Annotated in this window: 14 protein-coding genes; 10 read left to right on the top strand and 4 right to left on the bottom strand. The window is 40.7% G+C overall.

Annotated features, from left to right (window positions below; genetic code table 11):
- The first annotated feature begins 149 nt into the window (after positions 1–149).
- The 10 genes from PR766_RS18180 (at position 150) to PR766_RS18135 (ending at position 10,430) form a co-directional block, all read left to right on the top strand.
- Positions 150–659: a fimbrial protein gene (locus tag PR766_RS18180; protein WP_154635841.1), complete on the top strand. Its 510-nt coding sequence runs from the start codon at positions 150–152 to the stop codon at positions 657–659.
- Between the two features lie 66 nt (positions 660–725).
- On the top strand, positions 726–1,442 hold the full coding sequence (locus PR766_RS18175) for a fimbrial biogenesis chaperone (RefSeq protein ID WP_154635842.1): 717 nt from the start codon (positions 726–728) through the stop codon (positions 1,440–1,442).
- A complete protein-coding gene (locus PR766_RS18170; protein WP_195848305.1) occupies positions 1,426–1,998 on the top strand; it encodes a fimbrial protein in 573 nt (190 codons plus the stop codon). Before PR766_RS18175 ends, PR766_RS18170 begins: the two co-directional genes overlap by 17 nt.
- 85 nt (positions 1,999–2,083) lie before the next feature.
- On the top strand, positions 2,084–2,620 hold the full coding sequence (locus PR766_RS18165) for a fimbrial-like protein (RefSeq protein ID WP_195848306.1): 537 nt from the start codon (positions 2,084–2,086) through the stop codon (positions 2,618–2,620).
- 16 nt (positions 2,621–2,636) lie between these two features.
- Complete coding sequence (locus PR766_RS18160; RefSeq protein WP_154635845.1) at positions 2,637–3,386, top strand: fimbrial biogenesis chaperone; 750 nt, start codon at positions 2,637–2,639, stop codon at positions 3,384–3,386.
- 34 nt (positions 3,387–3,420) lie between these two features.
- Complete coding sequence (locus PR766_RS18155; RefSeq protein WP_195848307.1) at positions 3,421–4,125, top strand: fimbrial biogenesis chaperone; 705 nt, start codon at positions 3,421–3,423, stop codon at positions 4,123–4,125.
- Positions 4,126–4,156: 31 nt separating this feature from the next.
- The gene (locus PR766_RS18150; protein WP_195848308.1) at positions 4,157–6,844 is read left to right on the top strand and encodes a fimbria/pilus outer membrane usher protein; all 2,688 of its coding nucleotides are present in this window, start codon (positions 4,157–4,159) and stop codon (positions 6,842–6,844) included.
- 681 nt (positions 6,845–7,525) lie between these two features.
- A complete protein-coding gene (locus PR766_RS18145; protein ID WP_154635848.1) occupies positions 7,526–8,653 on the top strand; it encodes a hypothetical protein in 1,128 nt (375 codons plus the stop codon).
- A 93-nt stretch (positions 8,654–8,746) separates the two neighbouring features.
- On the top strand, positions 8,747–9,067 hold the full coding sequence (locus PR766_RS18140) for a hypothetical protein (protein WP_154635849.1): 321 nt from the start codon (positions 8,747–8,749) through the stop codon (positions 9,065–9,067).
- Between the two features lie 445 nt (positions 9,068–9,512).
- Complete coding sequence (locus tag PR766_RS18135) at positions 9,513–10,430, top strand: cation diffusion facilitator family transporter (RefSeq protein WP_154635854.1); 918 nt, start codon at positions 9,513–9,515, stop codon at positions 10,428–10,430.
- A 462-nt stretch (positions 10,431–10,892) separates the two neighbouring features.
- Here the strand turns inward: PR766_RS18135 and PR766_RS18130 are convergent, their stop codons facing one another.
- From PR766_RS18130 to PR766_RS18115, 4 genes are all read right to left on the bottom strand, one after another.
- Positions 10,893–11,876: a fimbrial protein gene (locus PR766_RS18130; protein WP_154635850.1), complete on the bottom strand. Its 984-nt coding sequence runs from the start codon at positions 11,874–11,876 to the stop codon at positions 10,893–10,895.
- Between the two features lie 35 nt (positions 11,877–11,911).
- Positions 11,912–14,530 carry a fimbria/pilus outer membrane usher protein gene (locus PR766_RS18125; protein WP_154635851.1) on the bottom strand — a complete coding sequence of 873 codons (2,619 nt, stop codon included), beginning with the start codon at positions 14,528–14,530 and terminating at the stop codon, positions 11,912–11,914.
- A gap of 79 nt (positions 14,531–14,609) precedes the next feature.
- Complete coding sequence (locus tag PR766_RS18120; RefSeq protein WP_154635852.1) at positions 14,610–15,305, bottom strand: fimbrial biogenesis chaperone; 696 nt, start codon at positions 15,303–15,305, stop codon at positions 14,610–14,612.
- Between the two features lie 78 nt (positions 15,306–15,383).
- On the bottom strand, positions 15,384–15,911 hold the full coding sequence (locus PR766_RS18115; RefSeq protein WP_154635853.1) for a fimbrial protein: 528 nt from the start codon (positions 15,909–15,911) through the stop codon (positions 15,384–15,386).
- Positions 15,912–16,063 lie beyond the last annotated feature (152 nt).

Below are 16,063 nucleotides of genomic sequence, written 5' to 3'. Positions count from 1 at the left end.
GCTTATTGTTATCAGTTAGCTTCAATAAGCTCATTTTATATGATTATAAAGTGCGTTTACGTTACCTACAATATTAAATTACCTGTGGGTACAGATGTAATAATATATCTATTTATATTTTCATTAATTATTAGAAGGATTTTATATATATGCGTATGCCAAAATCAGTTATTGCAATTGCCTTATTTGCTTGTGCCAGCCTGAATGCAAATGCTGCTGCGACTGCTGACGTGACACTTGAAGGCGTTATTACCGCGACTACTTGTGATGTTTCTGTCAATGGTGATCAAGCTACTTTGGATGTTGGTATTTATAGAAGTGTAGATTTCACTGCAAATGCTCAATTGGGCAATGTTGTTATGCCTGTTGTGCTGTCCAACTGTTCTGCGGATGAGACGGGCGAATTACTCATCAACGGAATTACCTCAACTGGTAACGCTAGTCAGAATATCTTTGTCAGTAATGAGGCTGAAACTGTTGGTTTTATGATCGCTGATGAATCCAGCGTCACAGTGGCTAACGGTATGGGTCCTGTAGTCAATGTTACTGCAGTAGATGGTGGTACGTATGATTTTACTGTTGGTATGGCATCAACTACGTTGCTCCCAGCAGCGGGTCCTTACAGTGCTCCAATAACTGTTGCTTATATCGTTAACTAATTAATATGTAAATATGGAGGGGGATATCCCCTTCCATATTTTTGAGTATACTTGGAGAAAAAGAACATGCGTCGCGCATTATCTGGGTTGTTTCTGCTGATTTTATTTTCTTCAGCCGCAGTAGCCGGCATTTCCCTTGATGCAACCCGCGTGGTATTTAGGGAGACAATGGCTCTACAGGGACAGAGTATTGGTGTTACCAGCAGTAAGCAATCTAGTACTCCGTATCTTGTCAGAGCTCAAATAGTGACATCACCGGATGGTATCAGCGCTGATACCCCATTTGTGGTATCACCCTCACTGTTTCGTCTCGAACCCGGGATGACGAATCAGATGCGTATTATGCAGCGTAGCGGCAATTTACCACAGGATAGAGAGTTGGTGTATTACCTTCGGGTGGTTGCACAGCCTGCTGGGAAAAACAATACGAAAGAAACCGGTCGAACACTTGGCGGGGCATTAGTTGTTTCAACTGCCAGTGTCATTAAAGTGTTCTATCGACCGTCGGGGCTGTCTGTCAGTATGCAGCAAGCTATGGCTTCCCTACAATTCTCTCGTAAAGGGCAGCATCTATACGTTTACAATCCATCTCCTTATTTTATATCGCTATCATCACTGACCGTCGGCGGTCAAAATATTCCAGTGAGTGTGAAGAAGCAAAATACCATGCTGGCTCCATTTTCCGGCCTGAACTATCAGGAGAATCCACCGGTTGGTCAGGTGACATGGAAAGCCATTAATGATTATGGCGGCACGGAGGTGTTTCATGGCGAGCTTCGTTAAACGCATTACAGCCGGTATTACTCTACTGGCACTATGCAGCTTGGGTATGACTGTATCCGCTGCCACGGTCAGTTTCAGTGCGAATATTGGTAGTGATACCACTGGCTGTAGCATGTTAATACCGGATAGCACACTAAATTTCAGACCACTGAAGGCCAATGATTTAACGGGGGGGACGACGACTTATCAGATTAAGCCAATACAGATTGTGCTGTTTTGCACTGGTACTGACGATCCGATCATCCCATCACTGTCAGTAACGGGTAATACTCCATATGCCAGTACCAGTGATACTGTATTTCTGGATGGTGTAGTGAATGGTGTTGGTTTCATGGTACGGCAGAGTGATGGCAGCATGCCGTCACAGGTTGAGTATTACAGTCCAGCTGATGCTGTGGTAAATAGCGGAACACCAATGGTGATGAATACTCTTGACAGCAACAATGGGCACTACAGTGAAGAGGTATTTTGGATTGGTCTGGTTGGGCCATTGGGGGATACGGTAGTGCCCGGACCGTTTTCAGCTACGCTGATCGTTAATATTATTTTTCAGTAAAAACCTTGCAGGGTAAACAGTTATGCCGGAAATAAAACATAGTTCCCACCGATCTGTCGGATTGTTCATTGGTCTCATTCTTATATTGTCATTCAGCTGTATTCGGACCGTCCCTGCGGGTGGAAGTGATTCCGCTCTGATTAATTTTTCTGCAGTATTTGTTGGTGGCAGTTGCGTTATCAGTACATCTGAGACGCAAATTATATTTGGCAGTGGGGATCTTATTTCGCCTGCAACTATTGTCAGTTCACCACCGCAGACGTCGTTCAATGTTGTACTAAGCAGCTGTTCGGGTCAGGGGTTAACACCAAAAATTACGATTAGTGGTGAATCCACTGTGTTGTACGGTCCGGCATTGTTCCGGGATCCAATGCCGGTGAGTGCCTCTGAAGGATATGGCATTTTACTGAGTACTTCTGGGAATAGCAGCTTTAATTCGAATGAAAATTTAGCTCAAAATAAAATAATAAGTGTAAAAAATTGGAGTACACAAACGCAGCTATCTGATTTGGATACGATACTACCAGTGAAGGCAGAATTAACCTGTGGCAACTGTGATTATAGTGGCCGAAGTAGTGGTGACCTGCAAGCGACTGTAACGTTCAACTTTGTGTATGACTGAATCCTCTGGGGGATATATGAAGCAGTGTAGTCAGTATTTTCAGCGATTACTGCCGTATTTGATATATGTATTTATAAGTGTCTGCGCACAAGCGGCAGATGGCGGTATAAGTCTTGATCAAACTAGAGTGATTTTCGGGGCAGAACAACGCAATAAAAAGGTGACTCTGATTAATCAAAGCGACCAGGTCTATCTGATGAATAGTCGTGTGCTGCGGTCACCGGATGACGGGACAGCAGTACCTGAAACTTTGCCATTTATAGTAGCTCCCCCATTGTTCAGGCTGGAGAGTGACAGCCGACATACCGTGACGGTAGTACGCAATGACACGTCAGAATTACCAGCTGACCGTGAATCGGTGTTTTACCTGAGTTTTCTTGCTATTCCTTCTATTAGCAAGCCAACTGATAATTTCGCTGACGGGGGAATGCAACCACAGGTATCTGTCGGTATGCGTTCAGTCATTAAGCTATTTTATCGGCCAGAAGGGCTAACGTTACCGGTACGAGATGCCGCTGAAAAATTGGTTTTCACACCTCAGGGGCAGTTTTTGCATGTAGTAAACCCAACTCCTTATTACCTGACTTTGGCACAATTGCAGGTTAATGGACGGGTAGTAAATACTCAAGAGCAAGGAGCTATGATAGCCCCGTTTTCCGACCGTAACTATCACATAACCGGAGCTGCGCGAGAGGTAAATTGGTCGGTGATTAATGATTACGGCGGGCACAGCCGAACCTATCAAATCATCTTGCAGGAAAAATAACAAAATGAATAAATACTTTCTTTCAGGTTTGATTTTGGTTCTATTGCCAGTGGCGGTGGTTTATGCCATAGCGGGTCGTGCGGATGAAGGCATTACTTTGCCGCTAACTCGGGTTATTTACCCGGAAAGTGAGGCTAGCGGAATAACGTTCACCGTCACTAATAATACTGACCACGTGTATCTGTTGCAGTCTCGAGTACTGCCAGCGAAGGACGACGAATCTGGAGTACAGGCTCCGTTTATCGTGGTGCCACCGCTGACTAGGTTTGAACCGGGAACTGCAGTCACATTGCTTATCCGGCAGACTGATAGGCCGGTCGTGGTTGATAAAGAGTCTCAGGAGTCACTTTGGCGGCTGGCATTGAAAACAATTCCGGCTCAGCAGAATACCGAAGACCTACAGACTGGGGATAAGCAACTGGTCCTAGCTTTACAGAATAATCTGAAGTTATTTTATCGGCCGTCGGTCATAACGGAACTGACGGAGAATGAACGCGCGGAACAGCTTCAGTTTGCACTAAATGACAGTCAGATGACGGTGGTAAATCCAACACCTTACTACATCACCTTTAGTGAGCTGGTTGTGGATGGTCTGCCAGTAAAAATTGAAAGTGACCGGATGATTGCTCCATATAGCACAATGGGTTATTCAGTAAAACCTACCGCATCAGAAGTCAGTTGGATGCTGATAGGTGATGATGGCAGGCAGACAATTCGCCTACAGCGTCTATTACGTTAGTTAATTGATTTTATTATGGATATTAATGGTAATGACTTCTTATAATAACAAGGTAAATTTATTGCCTTCCGTGCGTTTTTGTTTACGTCCTCTGGCCGCTGGAATATTTCTTACACTATCACCTTGGATGGCTGCAGAGGATTACTTCGATCCGCGGTTTCTGGGACTGACTAGTGAAAATAATGCTATTGATTTATCTGTTTTTGCAATGAAAGGGGGGGTGGCCGAGGGGAAGTACACTGTATCTGTTTTCGTCAATACTCGCAGTGAAGGGGGACATACCCTAGAATTCCGAAAAAATGCAGATAATGTGGTGGTACCGCTCTTGACTCCGTCACAGCTTGAATCATGGGGGGTGAATGTATCAGGCGTTCCTGGCTTAAGTGACCTTCCGGCGGATAAACCAGTAGATAATCTGGGTAAACTGATCCCGCAGGCATCAGTCAAGCTTGATTTGTCTCGGTTACGTTTGGATATCAGTATCCCGCAGATAGCGATGCGCCCGCATTACGGGCGTTACGCGGATCCGTCTTTGTGGGAGGACGGTATTCCTGCTCTGTTGACCAACTACAGCCTGAGTGCGGGGCGCAGCAGCATGCACAGTGGCGGACAGACGACACACGATGACAACCTATTTGCAACACTGCGCTCAGGTCTCAATGCTGGTGCATGGCGGTTACGCAGCACCATTACCCATACATACAGTGGTGGGAGCAGTACCCGACAGAGCAGCAGCAATACCCGTTTTTCTAATACATATTTGTCTCGAGCTATTCAGACACTACGTTCTTCTCTACTTATTGGTGAAAGCCAGACCGGAAGCGAGATTTTTGACAGTGTACCATTTAAAGGGATGAAGCTGAGCTCCGACGAGCAGATGTTGCCGAATCAGTTACGCGGATTTGCTCCTGCTGTTAGCGGGGTAGCGAACAGCAATGCTCGGATCACTATACGGCAAAACGGTAATGTAGTGTATGAAACGTATGTGGCGCCGGGACCGTTTTCTATCAATGATATCCAGCAATCTGGTATGTCCGGTGACTATGATGTGACAGTTACCGAAGCAGATGGTAGTGAACATCAGTTTATCGTACCGTATTCCTCCCTGCCAGTGATGTTACGGCCAGGGGGATGGAAGTATGAATTTACTGGTGGACGGTATGACAGTGATATGGCGGTTGATACCCGACGAGCCGATTTTATACTGGGGACCGCGGTATACGGCCTGCTGAATAATATTACGTTGTACGGTGGAACACTGATTGCTCGTGACTATCAATCGGTCAGTGCAGGCAGTGGGATTTCTCTGGGGTCTCTTGGGGCGCTGTCTGCAGATATTACACATTCGAATGCAAAATTTCACGAAGATCAAACTAAGACAGGACAGTCATATCGTATCCGTTATTCAAAAAGTCTTGTATCCACGGGAACATCTGTAGATTTGACTGCATTGCGTTATTCCACTGAGCATTATTACACTTTCAATGAATTTAATCGTGAAGGGTATCGCCTTGAGGACGGAGTCAGTCCGTGGACTCAGCAACGGCGGCGTAGCAGCTTTCAGACTCAAATCAGCCAGCAGATGGATACCTTTGGAACATTACACCTACGGTACAGCCGTGATGATTACTGGGGGGGGGACAAGTCTCTGACCGGGATGTCACTGGGATATAGTAATAGCATCAAAGGCGTGGGTATTGGTTTGAACTACAACATTGATCGGTTAAAGAGCGATAAAAACCAGTGGCCGGAAAATCGGCAGGTATCACTGAATGTCAGTATTCCGTTCAGTATATTTAGTCCTTACCGTGATTTTCAGTCCATGTACGCCACGACGTCTATTACCCACGATAATAATGGTAAAACCAGCAACTATACTGGTATCAGCGGTAACACGCTGGACGGTGCACTTAGTTATAGTGTAAATCAGGGCTGGGGTAATCAGGGGCAGGCCGCAAACAGTAATGTCAATGTCGGTTATCAGGGCAACCAGGGGAATGTGAGTGCCGGTTACAGTTACAGCAATACTATGCAGAGTATGAATATGAACGTCAGCGGCGGGATGTTGGTGCACAGTGGCGGAGTGACTCTGTCTCGTCCTTTCGGGGACTCTGTTGCGCTGGTTAGTGCCCCAGATGCTGATGGGGTCAGTGTCAACGGTAAAGCGGCAGTGACAGATAGTCGCGGTTACGCAGTGGTACCGTATCTATCGAATTACACCCGCAACAGTATCGGGCTTGACCCGACGACACTGCCGGATGATGTGGACCTGAAACAGACTAATATCAATGTATACCCGACAAAAGGCGCTGTGGTGAATGCGTCATTTTCGACTCGCGTTGGTTATAAGGTGCTGATGACTCTGAAGCATCAACAGGGGGTTGTCCCGTTTGGTGCTGTGGCCTCTCTGGTCGATACAAAACCGGGAGAAGAAGATATCAGCGGGGTGGTCGGAGATTACGGGCAGGTGTATCTGGCTGGATTACCGGAAACAGGAAAATTACGGGTGAAATGGGGAAGTGATTCCTCACAGCAGTGTACCGCGCAGTTTAATCTCAGCAAACTGGTGATGAGTCAGGATATAGCAATACGGCAGCTTGCGGTGAGTTGTCTTGGTGACAATATATTATCCGAGCCCGTTATTCCAGTCATGCAGGCTACAATTGGTTTGGATACTAGACCGTCTTCTGCGGTGAAAAAGAACAGTAAGCTGCAGTGACCATCGAAATGGCTGAGGAAAAACAGTGAATAGCTGCAGACAAAAGAAAAATACGAAGTTAAAGAAGAAACGGTATTGGGCTTGGTGACGAGTAAAGCGGATATAATACTGAAATTCCAGCCAGTGAAACCAGAAGCTATGCTGAATTTTGGAGAAAATTTAGTAACAGCATCGGGGAGCATTATACCCTGCAGTTAAGTGGAGGAACGATACCCGATGAACTGCACCGGATTGCGCGCAGGTATAAGCTGAGCAACTATATTGTGTTATGAAACAGAACGTCAGGATCAGCAGTGGTATGTATTGGATGCAACACTTACATTGGCAAATCAAGCGTTAAGGTCGCTGCCAGCAGAACTGTGCAAAACACAACTATGGGTGCGATCAATCAGATAAGTTTAAGAGAGGCGTTAATATAATGAAAATAGGGATATGATATTGCGTATCGGCCAAAATATAAAAATTGAGACAAGATAACGAACGGGTGATAATAAACCGCGCAACCGCCTTTTGTGTGACATCACAGTAATCCCCCCCGTTATGAAAGGGAAATAAATACAATCGACGTTAATTGTATTTTTAATACAGTGTTATTTCACAATGAAATTAAACATTAGGGTTGCGGAAATTATATTATTGATATTCGAATTTTTCTGGATAATTATGAGGTAATAAATTGTAATGAAAATAATAATGAATAATATGGTTATAAAAAGTATATTGTTTTTTTTGTCTGCATCCTTTTATACGTATAGTGCAACAATATATGTTGAGCCTGGTGCTGCTCCCCAAAAAATAGGAGTGACTACAAATATAAATCTTGTTGATTATTTTGAAGGCACAAATACACGCTCATCTGGAACAGCACCACTAGGTAATATTATCTCATTTCGTTATAATGGCGTTGGGGCAGGTTCTATCCCATATTGTTCTGTAGCGACACCATGGACATGTATTGATGGTTACTGTGGTATACCCGTTAGTTCATCTGTTCAGGATATTATTTATATACCATCTGGGAACGTTTATAGTGATTTTTACCCTACAATTGCTGCGAGCAATCCAGTTAGTGGTTCTGTTAGTTTTAATGTTGGTGTTATCCCAACTTTAACAGCAAGTACACAAAGTGATACTGGCTCATCATGTTTTAGCCAGGCTGCAAACCCCAACTCTGCATATATCAATGATAGCAAGCGAATAAACTTTAATGCAAATTTGGATTGGTACATATATGCCGCTAAATCAACCACATTGGAATCGGCTAATTCTCCATTTATACATTTTAATGTTTTATTTGGATGGTTAGCTGGTTCCGGTGCTTTTGGTGCTGCCATACCGGCAAACACAATAGTGGTTACAGATCCACTGACATGCTCGGTTTCAGCCCCTTCTTTAATAGATTTTGGAACAGTAAATACAACCGGAATATCAGGTAATAATTTAATAGAGTCTAGTAATAAAGGGCTATCTATAACATGTAATTCTAACAATCCGGGAGCAATGTCTAATAATCTAACTATCTCATTTACGAGTAGTAATCTTTTTGGTCAGAATGCGCTTGGCCTAAAAAATATTAATGCAGAACTTATGGGCTATATTAGAGGTGTGTATTTAGATAATACTCCCTCATGTGTGGCCGACACACAAAACCAAATCATTTTTGATGGTTCACCGACTAAAACAATCAATAATATTGGTGTTGGCCAAACGCTTGTACCTATTACCTGGTCTTTATGTAAGAATTCAATGGGAAAAAATTTTTATGGTGATGCTAGTGCATCCGCTACTGTAGTTATCTCGTGGGATTAGAATTAAATCAGGCCTGTTTATATTGACTAATTGCTATAAGCCAGCTTAATGGTGGCAATTGATTAAATGTATCGTTTAAAATAAAGTGAACTAATGAAAAAAAATATTTGTATAATTCTATTCGGGTTGTTACTGAGTATTCCTGTATTTGCCGATTGTAATTTTAAAAAAGCGACACGTAATAAAATGTTGGACGAAAAAATTGGAATTTCGGGTAAATGTAATACGGAAAAATTCATCAAGAATAAAATTACCGACAGTGCGAATGAAATTATTAATGTGAATACATTGAATGTTCAGCCGCAAATTATCAACGATAAAAATAAAGTAATGGATGCGACAGTGCAGACATCAGCTTTACCCAGTAATAATGTTTCGCGTGGGAATAAAACAAAAAAAGCACATAAAAAATAATATCAACTCTAATGATGATAGGTCGAAAAACACTGACATATGAATAATCAACAATATAACAGTATAATAGATGATTTTTTCCGGAGAGTAATATCATAACAAATGCTTCATTAATTGTTAGTAGAAAAATCAGAGAGCTGAGGTGCTACCACTGTTTAATTATTGACAGTTAGCGTATTCAGTCGAGTCATTCAGCAGTTATGAACGAGGCGTAAATCGGATCTACGTTGATATCCTGTACATGCTTAGCCTTGTGTTCGGTTGCAGTATCAATGATTTTTTCTGATGCCCCGTCCCCAAAGGAAGTATTATATTATGATTCGTGTAGTGGGGAGGTATCGGCGATAATTGTTAAATACTAAGACTTCTTCGACTAGTAATTTTAATATTAAAGCTGGATTAGAGCGCAGTCTGTTACCATTCTTATGATGATATAAATAATATGATGCCAAATAATAATATTAAAGATGAAACTGACAATAATTCCCAAGAACGTTTTCATGCAGCACGGAAAAGTACCTGGGTTAGTGTATGGGTTAATTGTTTTTTAACTCTGGGGCAGATAATTACAGGGTTATTTTCAGGCTCCCAGGGGTTGATCGCCGATGGTATACATTCGTTATCTGATTTGGTTGCCGATTTTGTTGTACTTGTTGCTAATCATAAAAGTAAAAAAGATGCGGATGATGACCATCATTATGGTCACCACCGTTATGAAAATGGCGCCTCTTTAATTTTAGGGGGGCTATTGTTTTGTGTAGGTACTGGCATGCTCTGGTCAGCAATAAATAAGATACAACACCCGGAATCGATTCCGGAGGTTCACGTCATTGCACTCTGGGTTGCCTTGGCCGCTCTGGTTTTCAAAGAACTACTTTTTCGCTATATGCTTGCTGTAGCCACCCGTGTCAGGTCAGGTATGTTGGTAGCTAATGCTTGGCATGCTCGTTCTGATGCGGCTTCGTCTCTTGTTGTCGCCCTTGGGATCGTTGGGAATTTGTCCGGTCTTAAATTCCTTGATCCGGTTGCTGCCCTTATTGTTGGTCTGATAGTGGCAAAAATGGGTTATTCATTTGTATCAGATTCGCTGAATGACTTAATGGACAGAGCTATAGATACAGAAACAGAATATAAAATTAAAGAGACAATGCTGGCTACGCCGGGTATTGATGGTATTCATGATCTGAAGACCAGAAAAGTGGGGGACTTGGTTATTGTTGATGCCCATCTGGAAATTGATGGTAATTTATCAGTCAGGGAAGGTCATGACATAGCGGTCGAAGCAAGAAAAGCGGTGTTAAATAAACATCATGTATTAAATGTGATGGTCCATGTGGATCCGAGCGGTCATCATAGATTTTAAAAAAGTATTATGCAGAAAAACCAGCTTCAGAATGGTATTGTATAGTAAGACAACGAATAATTTATACAGAGTTAATTCTTCTGTGAAGGCCATTTAGTAATAATTCAGAGAGGTGGGTCTGATGGATGAAACAGTATTAGTTCTTCAACTTTATCGTGTTCGTAATATTACAGGCCAAGAGAATTGGTTACCGACACTTATTGCCGAGTCCTGCATCTGGCTCTTTAAATTATTTAACATCATTAGGTTCCGTACCGCCATATTTAAAAAGTGGCGGTATTTTTTTCAGATAGCAGATTCCGTCGAGCATCATTTCAGAGTTTGCAAGATTTAAAATATTGACAATCTGTTATTCAGTAAGATGTGCTTTTATCATCATGACCTAGACTATTTTTGGGGCAGAAACTATAAACAAAAATTTATTGATAGAATTTTCGGTTCAAGTCAAAGCTAATTCAAAAGTTAGTTGTATGAAACGGTAAAGGTAGCTGTTGCATTTGCGACGCCCACAATTACTGAACTTTTAGTTTGGTAATATCGGGCATAAAGCGGAACATTATAATCTCCAGCCCCTGATGCTGTGCCATAATTTACTTCTGCTCCTATTTCAACAGGGGAAACACCATCGTTCTTTAGTAATTGTATCCCGACCCCATCGGCTGTAATAGGGCTATCATTTAATTGTAATACTCCCTGAGTCGCGGTGGTATTAGTCGCAGTAGTGCCATTAATTGTTATTTTAACCGGAGAGGTAACACTGCAAGTTAAAGGAATTGTAAAAGGTAGTTTGGTTGTTGTGGCACCGATGCTTCCCAGTGCTCCTCTATACTGCGGCCCAAGCAAGACAACAATATTACTATTTTTTACTTCACAAGCGGGTTGAATTATTTGTGTATCTCCACTGAATCGAATGATAAATGCGGAAATTTCACTATTATTAACATCTTTGTACGTAATTTGTGCTAATGAATTTGCGGGGTATTGCAATACTCCAGGGGAAACAACCCCTGTTTTTATTATTTCAATAGTAATTGGATCATCATTACTTACGTAGGTTACAACTGTTCCTGAGCGAGGATCAAATGAATAGGGATTTGAAAATATATGCCCAGCTTGTGTTGTGATACGAACGCCAATTCCCGATATATTGGTGTTATATATATTGTCACCTAAGTTAGATAGAGTAGCATTAATCATCCTATACGCAATACCATAAGTTCCAGCAGTACACCTCAAAAATGAACCTGAGTTTGGTAATGTATATTTTGCTAAAACAGTACCAATCATATCATTATTTGATGTTTTCACTGTACCAAATGGTGCAAGCATTAAAGATTGAGCAACGCCAGGAAAGCTGTTAGAGCATGTTGAGGTATAAGAGTATGATGGCACAGCTGAAAAAATAAATATAATAAATAATGAGAATTTTATTGTTTTACTTAACATAAAAGTTACCTTTAATAAATATTTTTTATATAAAACTACAGACAAGTTCCTGTCATTTCTATTACACCTGACAACGGTTTTTTATTTGGAAGTAGATAATCTACTATGCATATTTTTATTGGATCTTTACCCCATTTAACTTTCAATTGACCTTTTTCAGATAATCCAGTCAAATAGACTTGCCCATTATCTCCAACAATAGCGAACATATTGTTTTTCCCATAATTAACAGATGCACCAAAAGGAATGGGACTACCTTTGTAGTTGAGAGTCATTAATACTCGCTGTCCTATCCTTGTTTTAAAATCAGTAAGTACCACGGCACCTTTAGTGGGGTACACTGTTTGGGTTTGCATATCAATATCAACATTATCGCCTAGCGTAGTTGTATCAAGCGCTATACGGTTACTCTTATAAGCATTTACATAGGGTACGATTGCATAACCACTAGTATCTGTTTTGACACCAACATGATTTTGTATGATTACATTATCCGCTTCTGGTGCATGAATGATGGCAATGCTTTCACCCAGAGTTTGCCCAAAAACGATACCGTCTTGATATGCAACAACCCCCCCATGAATACCATAATTTAGGCGGTATGAGTCTTTATCATAATTATATCCAGCATTAATATCACCTTTAGAGCCTCTGTAATTTACTGCTAGATTACCTGCTGCGCCTTGATTGCGATTACCATAGCTTTGCATCACACTATAGTTCAGATTATTATCCGCTAATGCGGTTCCACTGATACCAGCCTGTTGTAATATTGTTCCATCCTTATCCGTTGTGACATTATAACTAGCCCATACTGAATCATAAGCAGTACTGCTACTCCAGATGCTTAATGGTATTTGTAGATTAAATGCAACACGTTGATCTGAAGGAATATCTGCGACTGCGCTACTATAGGTATAACTTACTCCATAGTTTACCCCTGCATAGTTAACGTTATATCCAGAACTAATGAATCTTTCAGATCCATCTAGTCCCCAATAATCTTGCTGACTACCTGAAAGGTATAATGAACCATAATCCAAGATGTTCTGACTAATATCTAATTGAAGTTTTTGACGTTTATTATGAGATAACCAGAATAAATCTCTGCTATTAACATTACTTAACTCATTTATTTCCTGGAAGGTATAATATCCTTCTGTAGAGTATCTATAAGACGCCAATGTAAATGTTGTCCCTGTACTCTGTAAACCTTTTGAATATTGTGCTCGATAAGATTGTCCTTTTTTATTTGTGCCATTAAATAAGCTCGAACGCGCATAAGTTACATCAAGTGAAACTGCACCTAGTTCACCCAAGCCAAACCCCATTCCGGAAACTGTTGACCAATAATTATCTGCACTGACTAAACCACCATAAGCAGTCATTCCATATGGCAATCCATAGATAGCTGTTACCTGACCGAACTTTGGTTCTCTTGAGTCCGAATTCGATGATCGATAACGCCCAGCCGTGAGAGAATACTTGAAATTTCCTTCCCGTTGCATGATGGCCACAGCGGCGAAAGGTTGTATAAAGGTGCTTTCACTACCATCAGACTCAGTAATAGTAACTTGTAAATTGCCACTTGCTGAAGTTGGGTACAAATCCTGTATTACAAAGGCGCCAGGAGCAACATAGTTTTGATAGATCACATAGCCATTTTGTCTGATTGTCACTTTTGCGTTGCTACGGGCGATCCCTCTGATAGTTGGTGCAAAGCCTCGCATACTGTCAGGAATCATATTTTCATCGGAGGCAAGCTGCGCGCCTCGAAATTGGAAGCTATTAAAGATTTCAGATGATGTATAACTGTCACCGAAGGTAAGTTGCCCCCTCAATGATTGAATATCCCGCTGTAAGTAAGTGTTGATATTATCCCAATGAGAGATGGCACCGTATGAAGTACCAGAACGGTTGAGAACTGAGCTCTCATCAGTATCATGTCTATTGCTGGTTCGATTATATGTTGAGTAGTTCCTTAATCTCCAGGCACCAAAGTTTAGCCCACTTTGCAAGCTGAGAAAGAAATAATTACTCCCCCCTCCACCTTTATATTCTGTATTTCCCCCAGTCATGCTGTAGTTAAGTAGGGCAGCACTCACCCCTTGATCCCATAACTTAGAGTCAACTCGCCCCTGAGCTTGGTGGTCAATCGCAGCTTGCGGGATGCTAATATCCAGTTGTAGTTTTTTGACATTGAGGTTAGTTGTGGCTAGCGGGATATACTTTCCAATATCTCCAACGAAATTGCCATTTGGGATGTTTTTTAAATCTGAATAATCATTAACTTTAACGCCTAATTTAAAGTAATCTTCAGTGGTTAACTGTGGTATTAACTCAGCATTAGGGCCTAACACGAATGGGATGTCACGCATTTCAACCATGTTACCATTAAGATAAACAGCAACACGATAAGTACCTGGCAACAGTTTATTCGAGTTATTAAAAATATTTAGGTCTATATCCCCTAAGTTTTGTTCCCCTCCCAATTCTAATGCATTAGGGTCAAAATACTCATCTCCATATGAGGAAAAACTCATACTAAAAAAAATTAATGCAAGCAATGGGATAGAATTATAATTTAATTTAATTTTGCTCAACGTATATCTAATAACTAAAAAGATCTTTTCTCTATCGGATAAATCAAGCATGTTATTTACCTTGCTTGTAAAATTAAATTTAATAGTGTTTTTCGGGGAGACTGTTTAATTCTATATAAAATAAATAAGACTATAGAGTTTTTTCTTCCACCGGACTAATTCCACCGTAGTCATTGATAGTCTGCCAACTAATTTTCACCGGAGAGTTTGATGATAATGAATAATCTATACTCGATTTGGGTGAAATCATTTCAATATCTTTTATTTCTTTCCCTGCTACACTTATTTTATAAAAAGAAATATAATACGGTGTATCATTTCTTATTTTTAATATGTTTCCATTCCGTGATAGCTGTATTTTTTTGTAAGTTTCAATGGAGTTTCCTGGTAGATTTTCTGGTCGGTAAAATATTTTGATACGAGACTTAACAACAACCTTAAGTGTATTTTCATCACGCATGCTGCTATCCATTGCGGGGATTGTTTTGACGTTCAACCAAAAAACGGATTCACGATCAGTAGGCAAATTACTACCTGTGTAGACTATACGAAGTATATTTTCTTCATTTTGGTCTATCCTAAATAATGGCGGTGTGACAATAAAGGGGGCTTTGTTGTAGGCCGTGTCCTGACCGGGTTCTACCCATGATTGAATCAAATAAGCTCCATCTTTTCCCTCATTTTTTATCGAAATCGACGTTTCCTTCTTACCCGAATTATAAATTACTCTAGTACCACCAATTACAGGGCCAGCAACACACAATGATGATATCATCAAGAATGAAACGACTAAGATACCATACAAATAATACGTATTTAGTTTCATAAATCTCTTCCGTATCTTATTTTCGTAAATAACCATCCTTGGTAATAGAATGTCCTTTTTTATAAGAACTTTACTCAGTTATTTATAATTAAGCGTGAATTGAGTCACTCCATTAGCGGGGCCTGTTGTAACCGTATTCAATGTTGACACATAACGTGCGACGAAGTTAAGGCTATTACTACCTGTTGATAAAGGATATTCCATTGATTCAGAATGCAGAGGAATAGGAGTTCCAATATTATCTGCTATTTCAATACCTACACCAGTTGCGACGCCAGCTTCTTGAGTTAATTTTAACAAGTCAGCATTATCGCTGTCATTAGTTCCATCAAATTTCACTGTTGCCCCAGCAACGGTTGGTGGGCACAATGTTAAATTTAGCTGGAATCCTGTAGGTGAGGATTTTTTTCCTGCAGCACCATCCAGGCTTGATTTTGAAACACTACCGAGAGGTACTATCAGGTTTTGAGACGTAGAATCGATAGTACAAGTTTGATCAATAATTTCACCTGTAAAGTTAATATATCCATCTGAAGCACTGGCTATACTAGCAAAACTTAATATGATATTACTGGCGATAATATAACGAGATGTTTTATTGCACATATAATTACCTTTTTTATTGTCCTATGAAGTTAAAAAACTAAAATATAAAAATGATATATACATTTTTGTTTTAAACTCTGAAGGCGTTAACCTATACATGATGATTTTTAGGTCATGAGATTATTTAATTAAATCAATTTATAGTAATAAGA

Source organism: Providencia sp. PROV208 (genome assembly GCF_028479465.1).
Classification (GTDB): Bacteria; Pseudomonadota; Gammaproteobacteria; order Enterobacterales; family Enterobacteriaceae; genus Providencia; species Providencia alcalifaciens.
The sequence above is the reverse complement of the archived record's forward strand: the minus strand, read 5'-3'. Positions and strand labels throughout refer to the sequence as shown.